8 protein-coding genes and 1 pseudogene are annotated in these 13,710 nt (G+C 63.7%); 1 reads left to right on the top strand and 8 read right to left on the bottom strand.

Annotated features, from left to right (window positions below; all coding sequences use genetic code 11):
* Positions 1 to 12: 12 nt before the first annotated feature.
* From FQ705_RS10515 to FQ705_RS10495, 5 genes are all read right to left on the bottom strand, one after another.
* Positions 13 to 768, bottom strand: a complete 756-nt coding sequence (locus tag FQ705_RS10515; protein ID WP_144140501.1) for a transporter substrate-binding domain-containing protein — start codon at positions 766 to 768, stop codon at positions 13 to 15.
* Positions 769 to 851: 83 nt separating this feature from the next.
* Positions 852 to 1,601 (bottom strand): IclR family transcriptional regulator, encoded by a 750-nt coding sequence (locus tag FQ705_RS10510; protein WP_144140499.1) that lies wholly within the window; start codon positions 1,599 to 1,601, stop codon positions 852 to 854.
* A gap of 190 nt (positions 1,602 to 1,791) precedes the next feature.
* Positions 1,792 to 2,682: a transglutaminase domain-containing protein gene (locus FQ705_RS10505; protein ID WP_144140497.1), complete on the bottom strand. Its 891-nt coding sequence runs from the start codon at positions 2,680 to 2,682 to the stop codon at positions 1,792 to 1,794.
* On the bottom strand, positions 2,679 to 5,309 hold the full coding sequence (locus tag FQ705_RS10500) for a circularly permuted type 2 ATP-grasp protein (RefSeq protein ID WP_144140495.1): 2,631 nt from the start codon (positions 5,307 to 5,309) through the stop codon (positions 2,679 to 2,681). The genes FQ705_RS10505 and FQ705_RS10500 overlap by 4 nt, the downstream gene beginning before the upstream one ends.
* 27 nt (positions 5,310 to 5,336) lie before the next feature.
* Entirely contained in the window at positions 5,337 to 8,819 is a 3,483-nt protein-coding gene (locus FQ705_RS10495; RefSeq protein WP_144140493.1) for a DUF2126 domain-containing protein, read from the bottom strand.
* A gap of 322 nt (positions 8,820 to 9,141) precedes the next feature.
* On the opposite strand from FQ705_RS10495, the pseudogene FQ705_RS10490 reads away from it, so the two are divergent.
* Positions 9,142 to 10,206: pseudogene (locus FQ705_RS10490) on the top strand (putative zinc-binding metallopeptidase); the annotation flags it as partial.
* Positions 10,207 to 10,690: 484 nt separating this feature from the next.
* On the opposite strand, the gene FQ705_RS10485 reads toward FQ705_RS10490, so the two are convergent.
* From FQ705_RS10485 to FQ705_RS10475, 3 genes are all read right to left on the bottom strand, one after another.
* Positions 10,691 to 11,950: a DUF3443 domain-containing protein gene (locus FQ705_RS10485; protein ID WP_144140489.1), complete on the bottom strand. Its 1,260-nt coding sequence runs from the start codon at positions 11,948 to 11,950 to the stop codon at positions 10,691 to 10,693.
* Between the two features lie 11 nt (positions 11,951 to 11,961).
* Entirely contained in the window at positions 11,962 to 12,414 is a 453-nt protein-coding gene (locus FQ705_RS10480; RefSeq protein WP_186307862.1) for a DUF2844 domain-containing protein, read from the bottom strand.
* 595 nt (positions 12,415 to 13,009) lie between these two features.
* Positions 13,010 to 13,435, bottom strand: a complete 426-nt coding sequence (locus tag FQ705_RS10475; protein ID WP_144140485.1) for a phasin family protein — start codon at positions 13,433 to 13,435, stop codon at positions 13,010 to 13,012.
* Positions 13,436 to 13,710: the final 275 nt, after the last annotated feature.

Here is a 13,710-nt window from a genome sequence, read left to right as displayed (position 1 = left end):
TTGCTCAGCCGGTTATTGCGCGCTAGCGCTGAACCATTTCTTGACGATTGCCGCATACGTGCCGTCGGCCTTGATCCTGGCGAGCGCGGTATTGAACGAGGTCTTCAATTCCGGCTCGTCCTTGCGCACCGCAATACCGTAGGCTTCGGTCGTGAGCGGCTTGTCGAGCACGCGGAAACCGCCGCGCGTTCTGACGAGCTGGTAGGCGGCCGGCTTGCCGGTCACCGCAGCGTCGGCGCGACCGATACCGACCAGGTCGAACATTTCCTGATTCTTTTCCACTTCGACGCGATTGATCTGCGGGAAGTTGTCGCGCAGGAAGTTCACCGATTTCGTGCCCACCTGAACCGAGACCTTCTTGCCGTTCAGATCCGCCACCGATTTGATCGGCGAATCGCTTTTCACCAGCACCACGAGGCCACCCGCGTAATACGATTCGGTGAAGTCGATCACTTTCGCGCGTTCGTCGGTGATGTAGATGCCGGAAATCGCCGCGTCGAAACGATGCGCGATCAAGCCCGGAATCAGGCCTTTGAAGTCGATGTCGGTCCATTGCACGCGTTTGCCCATGGCCTTGGCCAGCGCATTCATGATGTCCACGTCGAAGCCGGTGCGTGCGCCGTTTTCGGTGAATTCCATCGGCGGGAAAGTGGCGTCGGTGGCGACGTTGAGCACGTCCGACGTTTGTGCCGAGGCGGCGCCGGAGAATCCGGCCAGGCTCACGGCAAACGTGACGCAGGCGAGAGACAACAGTCGTTTCAGCTTCATGGGTAGGCTCCTTGCGATTTATATGGTTCGATCAGTTGATTCGGAATCCGGATTGACTCCCCGCGGTAAAGGGTATCGTCCGGTCAATCGGTTTGCATGTGCTCGGAAATAGCGCGGGCCGTACGTAGCGTCCCGTCGATGAATAGGTTTTCGCGGCCCAGGGCGCGCGTGGACGGCGCCATCAAGGTGATCGACGCGCTGCTGCCGACGCCGCGTCCGCTACGATGAAAAATCGGCGCGCTCACGCCCCACACGCCCGGGTCGACTTCGCTGTCGCTGACCGCGTAGCCTTGGGCGCGAATCTGTTCGAGTTCGGTTTCAATGGCGGCACGACCGGCGGGGTCGTTGTCGAAGGCGATATCGAGCACTTCGGTGCGGGCCTTATCGGCCATGAAGGCCAGCAGCGATTTGGCGGAAGCGCCTGCTTTGAGCGGAACGGCTCGGCCTTTCTCAAACGAACAGCGCAGCGAATGCTGACTGTCGACCATTTCCAGGCACATCACCTGATGCTTGACGGCCACCACCAGCCCGATGCTTTCCTGCGAGGCGCGCGCCAGTTGCTGCATCTCGCTGCGGCTCGCTTCGACCAGCAAGGAGTTCACATCGAAACCGAGAGCGAGTTGCAAGCTGATCGGGCCCGGCGCGTAATGTCCCGCGTTTTCCGCGACGAAACCCCAACGCTTGAGCAAGGCGATCTGCCGGTACAGCGTGCTTTGCGCGAGTCCCGTGACGGCCAGCAGATCCTTCACCGACATAGCCTTGCCGTGGCTCGCGAGCGCGGCCAGCACCAGCAAAACCCGTTCAGCTCCCGTCACACCCTGTTCCGCATTCACGATGACACCGCCCGCAATCAATCACGGACTCAGAATGCCAGAACGTTCTCGAATTTCAAAAATCGGATTCCCGCTGAATGGGAATGAGCGGCAAGGGTTTTCCCCCGAGAAGGATGAATGCGCGAGTTTCGGGCATCGGACGCCAGCGTCGACGCAATTCCTCGGACGAGAAAGCGGCACGCAGGAAGCTCTAAAGCGCGAGCACCGTCACGCCGACTTCCACCCGATGCGCACCGCCGCCCAGAATCATCCCGCGCAGCAGCGATACGTCGCTGTAATCGCGTCCGATTGCCAGCGTCACGTGATCCATATCGGCCAGCACGTCATTGGTCGGGTCGAGGTCGATCCAGCCACTGCCGGGGCAATACACCGACACCCACGCATGCGACGCATCCGCGCCGATCAGACGCGGCTGGCCAGGCGGCGGATCGTTACGCAGATAGCCGCTCACGTAACGCGCCGGCAACCCCAGCGAGCGCAGGCAGCCGATCATCACCTGTGCAAAATCCTGGCATACCCCGCTCTTCAGTTCGAAGGCGCGCTCGGCGGGCGTATCGAACATCGTCGCGGACGGTTTGTAGGCGAAGTCTTCGTGAATGCGATGCATCAGATCGATCGCGCCCGCGGCGATCGGCATGCCGGGCGGAAAACTCGGCAACGCATAGGCGCGTAGCGACGGCCGCGGCACGATGTTCGGCGACGCGAAACAGAACTGCACCTCGGGCCGGAATTGACCGCCGACGCGAAATCGCAGCGCGGTAGCCACGTCTTCCCATTTCGGCGTCGCGTCCACATCGAGGTCGGTCCAGCGCGGCGTCAACGCCACCGTGGTTTCGCTGACGAGTTGCAGGCGCTCGTGCGGCGCGTCGAGCGCGAAGTACAGCACGTCGTTGCCGAAGGCGTCGATGCGACTGGTCAGATACGACGGCTCGGGCTCGATCTGTTCGCTGTGCGACACCACGCGTTGCCACGAGCAGGCAATCGGCCGGATCGTGGCGAGATGCTGCGCGGTCTCCACGTACGTGGAATAGCGATAGGTGGTGCGATGCGAGACGGACAGCACGGTCGGCGCGTTCTTCATGACCACACCTGCGAGGCGACCGTGCTTGCGTGACTGAAATAGCGCGCGCTGATTTCATGCGCGGCCGCGCCGACATAGCTGCCGATCTGATCGCAAACCGCAATCAGGTCGGCGTAGACACCGTTTTCGTCGACGGTGCAGAGCGCCTCCAGCGTCGGCAAGGACGCGGCGGGCGGCATCAATTCCGCAAACGGACGATGTCGCATGCTGCCTGCCGACACCGCGATCTCATCGAGCTTCTTACGCAGACGTTCGTACACGCCATACAGACCCCGCGGATTGGTCGGCTCGATGACGAGCAGATCGAGCAATGCAGGCACTTCGAAGCGGCCCGGATAGAGCGAACGATAAGTCAGCGTGCTGTCGAAGAGTTGCAGCAACAGATCGAAACCCGCGGGCGTCGCGAGTTGGCCGTTATCGGCGACCACACGCAAAATCGCCGCCATCGCCGATACGCGTTCGATATGCCGTCCGACGAACAGCAGCCGCCATGCTTCGTCGCGCGTCATGCGATCGCCTTGCGCCCCGCTGATCGCCGATAGCTGCACCGACAGCCGCTCGAGCGCGTTCATCAGGATGATGCGGTCATAACGATCGTAGCGGCTGCTCGAACCGTTGCCATTGCCCGACGAACCTGCGGCGCTGAATCCCGGCGTCGGCATCAGCGTCTGCAGCGCATCGCGGAAGTCATTGCGCGCCGCGAGAATCGTGCGCCAATGGTCGTTCGACAGCCGGCCGCGCACCTCGCCATTCGAGCGTGCCTGACAGTTCAGGTTCTGGCCGATGCTCGCCGCTCCCGTGCTCTCGCTCAGGTTTGCGACGAGCGCGCGCTCGAAGGCTTGTGGCGAATGCGGCGAGAACAGGTCGCCGGACTGCACGAGCCCGCAGTACATGGCGAGTTCGACCAGGGTGGGGAACATCGCGTCGGCGTCGTTGCCTTCCAGCGAGCCGAGAATCAGCCGCATCAGGCGCACGTTGTTTTCGGCGCGTTCGCCGTAACGGCCCGCCCAGAAGAGGTTTTCCGCCGCGCGGCTCGACACGGTGCGATGCTTGCGCGCGAGATCGGCGGGCTGCATCGGCGAAGGCAGCAGCGTGAAAGTCGAAGTCGGCTGACTCGACAAGACCCACGTGTCGACGCTGCTGCCGCCGTATTGCATCGACACCGTCGTCTGGCGTTCGGCGGCCATCCGCGTGAAGCCGCCCGGCATCACATGCCAGCCGCCATTGGCATCGGCAATCGCATAGACGCGCAGCACCGACGGGCGACGGCCGATGGTGCCGTCCTCATAGCGCGGCGTGCTGGAGAAGCGCTGCGGTTGCTGGATCGTGTAGGCGTCCGGCATGGCTTCGATGCGCTCGCGCCACGTGGCGAGCTTCTGCCTGCCCTGCTCGACACCGGGCGGCGCATCGCGCGCGGCCACCGGCCAGGTCGGCACGATGAACCCTTCGTCCAGACGCGCGAACGCGTGCTCGCGCGCGGCTTTTTCGCCGCACCACCAGGTCGGCACGCTCGGCAACACGAGGTCTTCGCCGAGCAGCACTTCGGCGATGCCGGGCAAGAATCCGTGCAAGGCCGGCGACTCCACGAAGCCCGAACCCGGCACGTTGGAGACAATCACGTTGCCCGCGCGCATCACCTGCAACAGACCGGGCACGCCGATGCTCGAATCGGCGCGCAATTCCACCGGGTCGCAGAAGGCGTCGTCGAGACGGCGCAGTACGACATGCACCCGCTCGAGTCCGCCGAGCGTTTTCAGAAACAGCTTGTCGTCGCGCACGGTCAGGTCCTTGCCTTCGACCAGCGTGACGCCGAGATAGCGCGCCAGAAATACGTGCTCGAAATAGGTTTCGCTGAAGGGCCCCGGCGTAAGCAGCGCAATATGAGGCGAGGTCTGCGCACCTTCGCTGTCCGGCCGCATCGTCGCTTGCGCCGCCTGCACGAGCGTGGCGATCAGCGCGGAATAGGTCGGTGCCAGTCGGCTCACCCGCAGCGCACGGAACGGATCGGCGAACAGCGCGGAGACGATCAGGCGGTTTTCCAACGCATAGCCGAGCCCGGACGGCGCCTCGGTGCGATGGCTCATGACGGTCCAGTCGCCACCCGGCGTGCGCGCCAGATCGACCGCGACCACTTGCAGGAACTGCCCGCCGGGCGGCGTGTAGCCTTTCACCGGGCGCAGATAGCCGGGATGGCCGAACACCAGCGCGGGCGGCAGTTGCCCACGCTGTAACAAGGTCTGCGGCCCGTAGATATCGGCGACGATCGCGTTGAGCAGATGCGCGCGCTGTGTCACGCCCTGTTCGATATGCGCCCATTCTTCCTCGCTGATCAGGAACGGCAGCAGATCGAGCGCCCAGGGACGGGGCTCGCCGTTGTCCGCGTAGACGTTGTAGCTGATGTCGTTGTCGCGGATCTGCTGCGCGATCGACGCGCGGTGATCGTCCAGCCGCGCGATCCCGCCTTCGCCGAGCCGTTCGAAGAATTGCCGCCACGGCTCGCGCAACGCCCCCGACGCGTCGCGCAACTCGTCCCAGTGTCCCTCGTAGGCCGGCAACAGGCGCAACAGGGACGATGCGTCCGCGCGCGCGGCGGACGTCTCGAAGGGAAAAGTCGATTGAAAGGCCAAGGTCGTGTCGTTTTAAGTGTGGGCGGTTTACCAGTAGCGCAGATCGAGCGTGAACGGAAACTCCAGACTGCGCTGCGGCATGTCGACCGTGAGCGGCCCCGGCGTATGACCCGACGCGAAGAAACGCGCGCGCCGCCGGCTTTCCGCCTCGTAGGCGTTGACCGGGAAGGTCTGGTAGTTGCGCCCGCCCGGATGAGCGACATGATACTGGCATCCGCCCACCGAGCGCCCGGTCCATGTATCGACGAGGTCGAAAGTGAGCGGCGCGTCCACGCCAATGGTGGGATGCAGCGCCGACGGTTGCGCCCACGCGCGAAAGCGCACGCCGCCCACATATTCGCTGACGCGGCCGGTCGGCTGCAAAGGCACCGGCACGCCGTTCACGGTCACCACGTGACGGTTGTCGTTGAGCCCCAAGGCACGCACTTCGAGGCGTTCCACCGACGAATCCACGTAGCGCACCGTGCCGCCCGCCGAGCCCTCCTCGCCCATCACATGCCAGGGTTCGAGGGCGTTGCGGATCGTCAGCGACACGCCGTCGACGGTCGTCGCGCCGACCAGCGGGAAGCGGAATTCGAAGTGCGGCGCGAACCACTCGCTATCGAATGCGAAACCTGTGCGGTTCAGTTCGCCGAGCACGTCGTCGAAATCCATCTTCACGAAGGTGCCGAGCAGGAAGCGGTCGTGCAATTCAGTGCCCCAGCGGGTGAGCCGCTGCGTGTACGGCGTGTGCCAGAAACGCGCCACCAGCGCGCGCAGCAACAACTGCTGCACGAGACTCATGCGCGCGTGCGGCGGCATTTCGAAGCCGCGCAATTCGAGCAGGCCGAGGCGCCCGGTCGGACCATCGGGCGAATAAAGCTTGTCGATGCAGAACTCAGCGCGGTGCGTGTTGCCCGTCACGTCGATCAGGATATTGCGCAGCGAACGGTCGATCATCCACGCCGGCAGATTCGCGCTCTCGCGCCCGCCAAGCAGATCGATCTGCCGCTGCAACTCGCGAAACGCCACTTCGAGTTCATACACCTGATCGTTGCGCGCTTCGTCGATACGCGGCGCCTGGCTGGTCGGTCCGATGAACAGACCCGAGAACAGATAAGACAGCGAGGGATGGTTGTGCCAGTACGCAATCAGACTCGCCAGCAGATCGGGACGCCGCAGGAACGGACTGTCGGCGGGCGTCGCGCCGCCGAGCACGAAGTGATTGCCGCCGCCGGTTCCCGTATGCCGGCCGTCGGTCATGAACTTCTCGCTGCTCAGATAGCTTTCCGACGCGGACTGATACAGATACTCCGTATGATCGACCAGTTGGTCCCAGCTCGACGCCGGGTGAATGTTCACCTCGATCACGCCGGGGTCGGGCGTCACCTGCAACACCTTCAGACGCGCGTCGCGCGGCGGCGGGTAGCCTTCGAGCACGACCTGCATCTTCAACTCGGACGCCGTTGCTTCGATCGCGGCAAGCAGGTCGAGATAGTCGTCGAGTTCGGTGAGCGGCGGCATGAACACATGCAACAGCGTGCGGCCGCTGCCGAACGCCTCGACTTCGGCCTTCGGGCCGGCCGCGCGTTTCGGGTCGCGCGCTTCCACGCAGATCGCCGTGCGCAAGGTTTCCTTCGACGACACCCCGCGCGCCGGCGGCGTACCGCCAGCCGCCTCCGGGCCGCCGCGTGCGTAGGCGAGCGCCCCGCTGCCCGGCATGCCGCTCAGCAAATCCGCCGCCGACGACGACAGCGCCGCCACTTGCCGCGCATCGGCGGCACTCATGGTGCGTTGTTCGCCGTCGTATTGCATGCGCAACTGCGTGGCCGAGCGTAAGGGTACGGCCGGTGCGAACGGATCGTGGGCGTGCTGATACGGATAGTCGGTCTTCGATACCCACGGCAGCGAATCGAGCGGCAGGCGATAACCCATCGGCGAATCGCCCGGAATCAGGAACATGCGTTCATCGCGGAAGAACCAGCGCCCGCTGACCCACTTCGGCGCTTCGTGCGGCGTGTCGCGCTCACGGCCGAGCGGCATTACGTAACCTGTCGGGCCGCCAAGGCCCGCATCGAACACGCGGCGCAGGCGCACGCGTTCCAGTTCGTCGTCGAGACGCGCGTCGAGCGGATCGACGTTGACCGGCAGACGACGCTCGCGCCACAGGTAATACCAGACGTCTTCGAAACCGGGCTGAATGCCGTCCGTCTCCAGCGAAAGCTTGCCCGCCAGATGCGCGAGGAAGCGTTGCGCGTCGGCTGCCGTATAGTTGCCGGGCTCGCGCTCGTCGGCGAACAGCGCGGGGTCTTGCCAGCAAGGCTCGCCGTCGGCACGCCAGTACAGCGACATGGCCCAGCGCGGCAACTGCTCGCCCGGATACCACTTGCCCTGGCCGATGTGCAGGAAGCCGTTCGCACCGTAGCGCGAGCGCAGCTTGTCCATCAGCGCGACCGCGTAGCCGCGCTTGGTCGGGCCGAGCGCGTCGGTGTTCCATTCGTCGGCGTCGCGATCGCGTACCGACACGAAGGTGGGCTCGCCGCCCATCGTCAGACGCACGTCCATGTCGGCGAGTTGCTGGTCGACCTGAGCGCCCATTTTCAGCACGTCGTTCCAGACCGCTTCGCTGAACGGCCTGGTGACGCGCGGCGTCTCCAGCACCCGTTCGATCGACATGGTGTGCTCGAACTCGACCTCGGACTCATCGACCGCGCCGGAAATCGGCGCGGCACTGCCCGGCTCGGGCGTGCAGGCGACGGGGATGTGACCTTCGCCGGCCAGCAGCCCGGACGTCGGGTCGAGCCCGATCCAGCCCGCGCCCGGCAGGTAGACCTCGCACCATGCGTGCAGGTCGGTGAAGTCGACTTCGGTGCCGCTCGGGCCGTCGATGGATTTCACATCGGGCGCCAGCTGCAACAGATAACCCGATACGAAACGCGCCGCCAGCCCCAGTTGCCGCAAGGTCTCGACCAGCAGCCAGCCTGAATCGCGGCATGAACCGGCTGCGCTTTCGAGCGTCTCCTCGGGCGTCTGCACGCCGGGCTCCATGCGGATCAGGTAGCGGATCTCGTGCTGCAGCCGCTGGTTCAGGGCGACCAGAAAGTCGGCGGTGGCGGTCGGCGTGCGGTCGATGCTCGCGACGAAGTCGGCGAACAGCGGCGTCATGGGACGCTTGACGCGGTACGGCGCCAGTTCCAGCGCGAGGCCGGGATCGTAGTCGAACGGGAATTGTTCGGCCGACGGTTCGAGAAAGAAGTCGAACGGGTTATAGACCGCCATTTCGGCGATCAGATCGACGGTCACCTTGAATTCTCGCGTCTTCTCCGGAAAGACGAGGCGTGCCTGATAGTTGGCGAACGCATCCTGCTGCCAGTTGATGAAGTGTTCCGCCGGTTCGACCCGCATCGAGTAGGACAGGATGGGGGTCCGGCAATGCGGCGCAGGCCTGAGACGCACGACCTGGGGCGACAGCGATACCAGCCTGTCGTAGCGGTAATGTGTGACATGATGCAACGCGACGCGTATGGACACACCTGACTCCTGGACGAAGGATGGCAGCCCGCCAAAAAGCAAGCTTCATGCCGTTTGTGAAAGCCGCGCAGAAAACCACGTAAACCGCCTGCACAGCCCGGATCATTGCCCGCTGCGAACTATCCCGCGTTTGCCGGACGTCCGGTCGCCCGAATAACGCGTACCTCTCCCGCTTTTTTCCGCGCCACGCACCAAAGCGGCGCAGCATGAATGCACGATCATGCACGTAATGTGCGTTAAACCAGTGACGTCTGGCAAATGCGGCATGAAGATTGCGGCCGGTGTTCGCCCACGACTGCTCTCCACCACCCGGTCCCGATCGATGAAAACCTTCCACTGCAATCACTGCTCGCACCTGGTCTTTTACGAGAACGTTCGTTGCGAACGCTGTGAGTCCCTGCTGGGCTACGTGCCTGAACTGGCCGAAATCAGCGCCTTCGAAGACGCCGGCGAGGGCAATTGGCGCAGCCTGCACCCGACCGCCGACGGCGCGTTATTCCGGCAGTGCCATAACTACGCGGTAGAAAACGTCTGCAACTGGATGATCCCGGCCGAGTCGCCCGATGTGCTGTGCCGCGCCTGTCAGCTGACACGCACGATTCCGAACCTGAGCGCGCCGGACAACCGGCTCTACTGGTATCGGCTGGAAATGGCGAAACGGCGGCTGCTGTACACGCTCGCCGAGTTGGGTCTCGACGTGAAGTCGCGCCAGGCCGATCCCGAACACGGCCTCGCGTTCGAGTTCCTGGAGGACGGCGGCGACGGCTCGCGCGTCATGACCGGGCATGACAACGGCCTCATCACGCTGAACATCGCCGAAGCGGACGACGCCTACCGCGAGAAGGTGCGTACCGCGATGGGCGAGCCGTATCGCACGCTGCTCGGCCACTTTCGTCATGAGACGGGGCATTACTACTTCAGCCAGCTGGTGGAGCACGATCCGCACTGGCTCGAGCCGTTCCGCGCGCTGTTCGGCGACGAGAGCGTCGACTACGGCGAAGCGCTGAACGCCTACTACCGCGACGGCGCGCCGGCCGACTGGCAGGCGTCGTACATCAGCGCGTATGCCACGATGCATCCATGGGAAGACTGGGCCGAGACGTGGGCGCACTACATGCTAATCGTCGACGTGCTCGACACATCGACCGCCTACGGCGTCGCGCTGTTGCCCGACGACCCGAGCGAGCCGACGCTCACCGACCGCACACCGGTCGAAGACGCGAGCTTCGAAAATCTGATGAAGCGCTGGTTTCCGCTCACCTACGCGTTGAACAGCTTGAACCGCAGTCTCGGCATGGCGGATGGTTATCCGTTCACGCTGGCCGCGCCGGTGCTGGACAAGCTGCGTTTCGTGCATCGCGTGATCGCCGAAACGGGCGACAAATCGCGGCCGCGCGAAGCGGCGACGCCGCCGACCGAGGGTGCGGAAGTGCTGGCGGCGACTGCAGTTGAATCGCGCGCCGGGGTTGCCGACGAGCCGGTTTCTCAGCCGGCTTCTCAGCCAGTTTCTCAGCCGGTTTCTCAGCCGGCGCCGCTGCCTGCATCGCCATCTCTTTCGCCGGATGTGGAGTCGGCCGCGCAGCCGACTGCACAGGCTGTCATGGCCGGCAATGTGGTGTCGCAACCCGCAGTGCCTAATGCGCCGCCACCTGCTGGGGAAAACGTTCCGCCTGCGCCTCAACCGCAACCCACTGCGGACAAGCGCGCTTCGCCCAAACGCCCGGCGAAACGCGGCTAAACGCGGCTAAACGGTTCGCGCCATGAGCGCGCGGCCGCCCGCACCTGAAATGCGACGAGTATCCGACGAAAAAGCCCGCTGCCGGATTCCCGGCAGCGGGCTTCTTTCTGTCACGACGCGTTCCGGCTCGTGCTCAATACGCCACGTAAGGCCCCGTTCCGCCCGGCGTGGCCTGCTGCTCCACGGCGGCATACACGTTACGCCCGTAGAAGAACGGCAGACCCCAGTCGAACACCGGCGACTGCACGAAAGACGGTCCCGCCAGTAACGGCAACGCCGACTCGCCGGAGTACGTCTGCGCGATCGACGCCGCATTGCCGACGCTAAAGTTGACCGCGCTGTTGACGCCGTTCACACCTTGAATCATCGCGCTCATCTGCTGGGTCGACGACGGGCAGTAGTAAGCGCTATTCGGCGACGCACACACCGGCATGACAGTAGAGCCGAAGAACAAACCGGTCGAACCGCTGTCGAGGATACTCATCGAATAGGACGTGCTGCCCTGCACGGTCGTGAAGGTTCCCGTCGACGGGCTAACGCCGATCACCTGCGCACCGCCCAAGGTATTGTTGGTCTGCGTGCCGATGCCGAACACCAATTGCCCGGTGACGGACTGCGCGCCGCCCGAGACCGTCGGCAGGCTGAGCATCGAACCGTTGTTGTCGGTCGTGAAGTACGGAATCGGGTTAGCGACCTGCAGCGATTCGGCCAGCGGAATCGACGTGCAGGCGCTGCCGTTGCAACCGTAGTACGTGCCGGTCACGGCCTGCTGCACGCACTTCGCGCCGCAGTCGTGCTTGAACACGCCGATGCCCAGAATGCCGTTGGCCTGCAAGGTCGCCGGCGTGTCGCGTTCGGTGCCGTAGGTCGCACACTCGGCAGGCATCGAAGCGTAGTTCGAATCCATCACCTGAATCGGCAGCGAAGCGGCTTTTTCACCGGCAATCTGCAGATCGGCGAGCTTCACCGAGCCCCACGTGTGGCCGTCGAAGAACTGCATGCATTCGGCGACCAGATTGCCCGAGGCGTCCTTCTGCTGCGGTAGCGACATCGATGCGGGAAGTTGTGAAGCAAAAATCCGCACGCCCCACGAACCGGTATCCACCAGCACATGATCGATCGTCTGACACTGGGTCGTGCCCGGCGCGCAGATCGTGATGCTCACGAAGGGCATGTTCGGCACGCTGCTCACACCGGAGTCGACGCTGACCTGCACCGCATTGGCAGCCACCACCTGCGGCGAAGGCGAAATATTGGTCACGGTGGAACCGGCCGACGCACTCGTCGACGTGCTGGAACCGCCGCCACCACCGCCACCACCACCACAGGCAGCAACGAGCAACGCAAGCAGCGTCGCGGACAGGATCGTGATGAACGAAGACGTCTTACGCATGATTCGCTCCGTTATTGAATGACGCTGACGTCGACACCCGCCGGCACCGCTTGCGGCAGATAGGCGTGACCGACGAAGGCGCGCAGATGACCGGCGGAGTACACCACCAGATCGCCATTCGACACGGCGAGCGGCGAGCCGCCGCGCCTGGCGGTGGCGGCGACGTAGACATCGAACGAATTGCCGAGCATGGCTTTCAGATCGGGCAATGTCGGGCCTTCCCATGCCACGCCGAACACGATGCCGTTGGCACCGACGTATTCGCGCACCACCGTGCCTGAGGGCAACGTCATCAGGTGTACGGAATACGCGTTTTGCGTAGTGGCCGTGTGAGCAACTGCGCGCAGGCGAGCCTGGTCGCCATTCACAGTGCTGACGTTCTGGCCGAGCGTGGCATGCGCGGCAAACGACAGCGCGCAGCTTGCCCCGAGCATTGCGCGAGCAATGCTGCTGATTGGTAGCATCGGTTTCAAGAGAATTCCTTCGAGGTGAAACGCTCGTGACGAGGTATTGCGCCAATCACGAGCGGGGAAACCAGGGGCGCACTCCGCACTGACGGTGCCGGTAGGGCAATCACGTCAGTCGGGCTGCGTGAATGCGTCTACGGAGTGGCGGCGCGAAACTTTAGCGAGTGCGCGGCCGGCTTGCAATCGTTTGCGGGACGATTTAAACCTTTGCCGGACAAGCCGCCGTTCGAGCGCGTTTGAGTTTCGAACTCTGGAACGCCGAGGGGCGCTGTGTAGACGTACGTTTTTTTCGATGCCACCCGTTTAAAGCGAACATCGGTACGAAATAACAGGGCCACAGCAAATTATTTCCGATGCGATTGGCATTGCCCGGAGAATGTAAGTACACGCTGAAAAGTTTTGCTCAAACCGCCGTTTTCATCGGATGAAAGAGCGCGTCATTCGCGCTTTCGTGTGAAGAGAAGCTGATGGCGCGCGGCCGATTTCGTGCGCATAAAAAAATGCCGCGAATGACGGTGAGGTCATTCGCGGCATCGATCAGTTTGCGAAACGCGCAGCGCTCATTGCGAGCGTCCCGGCGCGCTGCCGCGCACTACTTTTTCTGCTGCTGCAAAAGCGACTTCAACTCCTGCACGTTTTCTTCTACGCGTTTTGCGATCACCGCATACGACTCGGCCTGCGTCTGATACGCGGCTTGCGCCAGTTGCTGCATGTCGGCGAGCGACTTATGCAGACTCTGCTGGATCAGCTCGGCGGTTTTCGCCGAAGGCGTGCCTCCGCCCGTCGACAACTGTCCCGTCAGCGACTGCATTTCGCCCAGTGTCGTGCGTAGCATGTCAGCCTGTTTCTGCGCGAGCGATTGCATTCCCTGGAAAGCGGTCTGATTCGCCTGAACCAGTGCTTCCATGTCCTTGCGTCGCGCTTCCATGATGGCGGGTACATCGAAGCCGGGGAGCTTGAACTGCTCCAGCATTTTGGTGAAATCGCCAAACGGATTGGCGGCGTCAGGTCGGTCCATGCGAAATCCTCCTTAACGGTTCATGACTCGCCGGCGGTGCAGCGCCGTGGGTTGCCGAGTGTCGCTGTGACGCTTGCACACGTGGCGTGGGTTGCGCCGCGCGTCCCCTGCTGGTTCTGGGGTCGGACGGCACATCGGATCAATCATGCGCTATCCGGAGGCATTGCGCCAGCGGGCACACCCTGGCTCTCGCGGAGCAGGTCGCCGCGTTACGGCCGGCCGTCTGCAAGGTTTGGTAAGTTACAAGACGGCTTCAGTAACCCTGCGAAACGGCA

It is taken from the genome of Paraburkholderia sp. BCC1884 (genome assembly GCF_900996225.1).
GTDB lineage: Bacteria > Pseudomonadota > Gammaproteobacteria > Burkholderiales > Burkholderiaceae > Paraburkholderia.
The sequence above is the reverse complement of the archived record's forward strand: the minus strand, read 5'-3'. Positions and strand labels throughout refer to the sequence as shown.

Coding starts and splice junctions, on each gene's coding strand:
- FQ705_RS10515 (WP_144140501.1), bottom strand. CDS start 768: ATGAAGCTGAAACGACTGTTGTCTCTCGCCTGCGTCACGTTTGCCGTG.
- FQ705_RS10505 (WP_144140497.1), bottom strand. CDS start 2,682: ATGAAGAACGCGCCGACCGTGCTGTCCGTCTCGCATCGCACCACCTAT.
- FQ705_RS10485 (WP_144140489.1), bottom strand. CDS start 11,950: ATGCGTAAGACGTCTTCGTTCATCACGATCCTGTCCGCGACGCTGCTT.
- FQ705_RS10480 (WP_186307862.1), bottom strand. CDS start 12,414: ATGCTACCAATCAGCAGCATTGCTCGCGCAATGCTCGGGGCAAGCTGC.
- FQ705_RS10475 (WP_144140485.1), bottom strand. CDS start 13,435: ATGGACCGACCTGACGCCGCCAATCCGTTTGGCGATTTCACCAAAATG.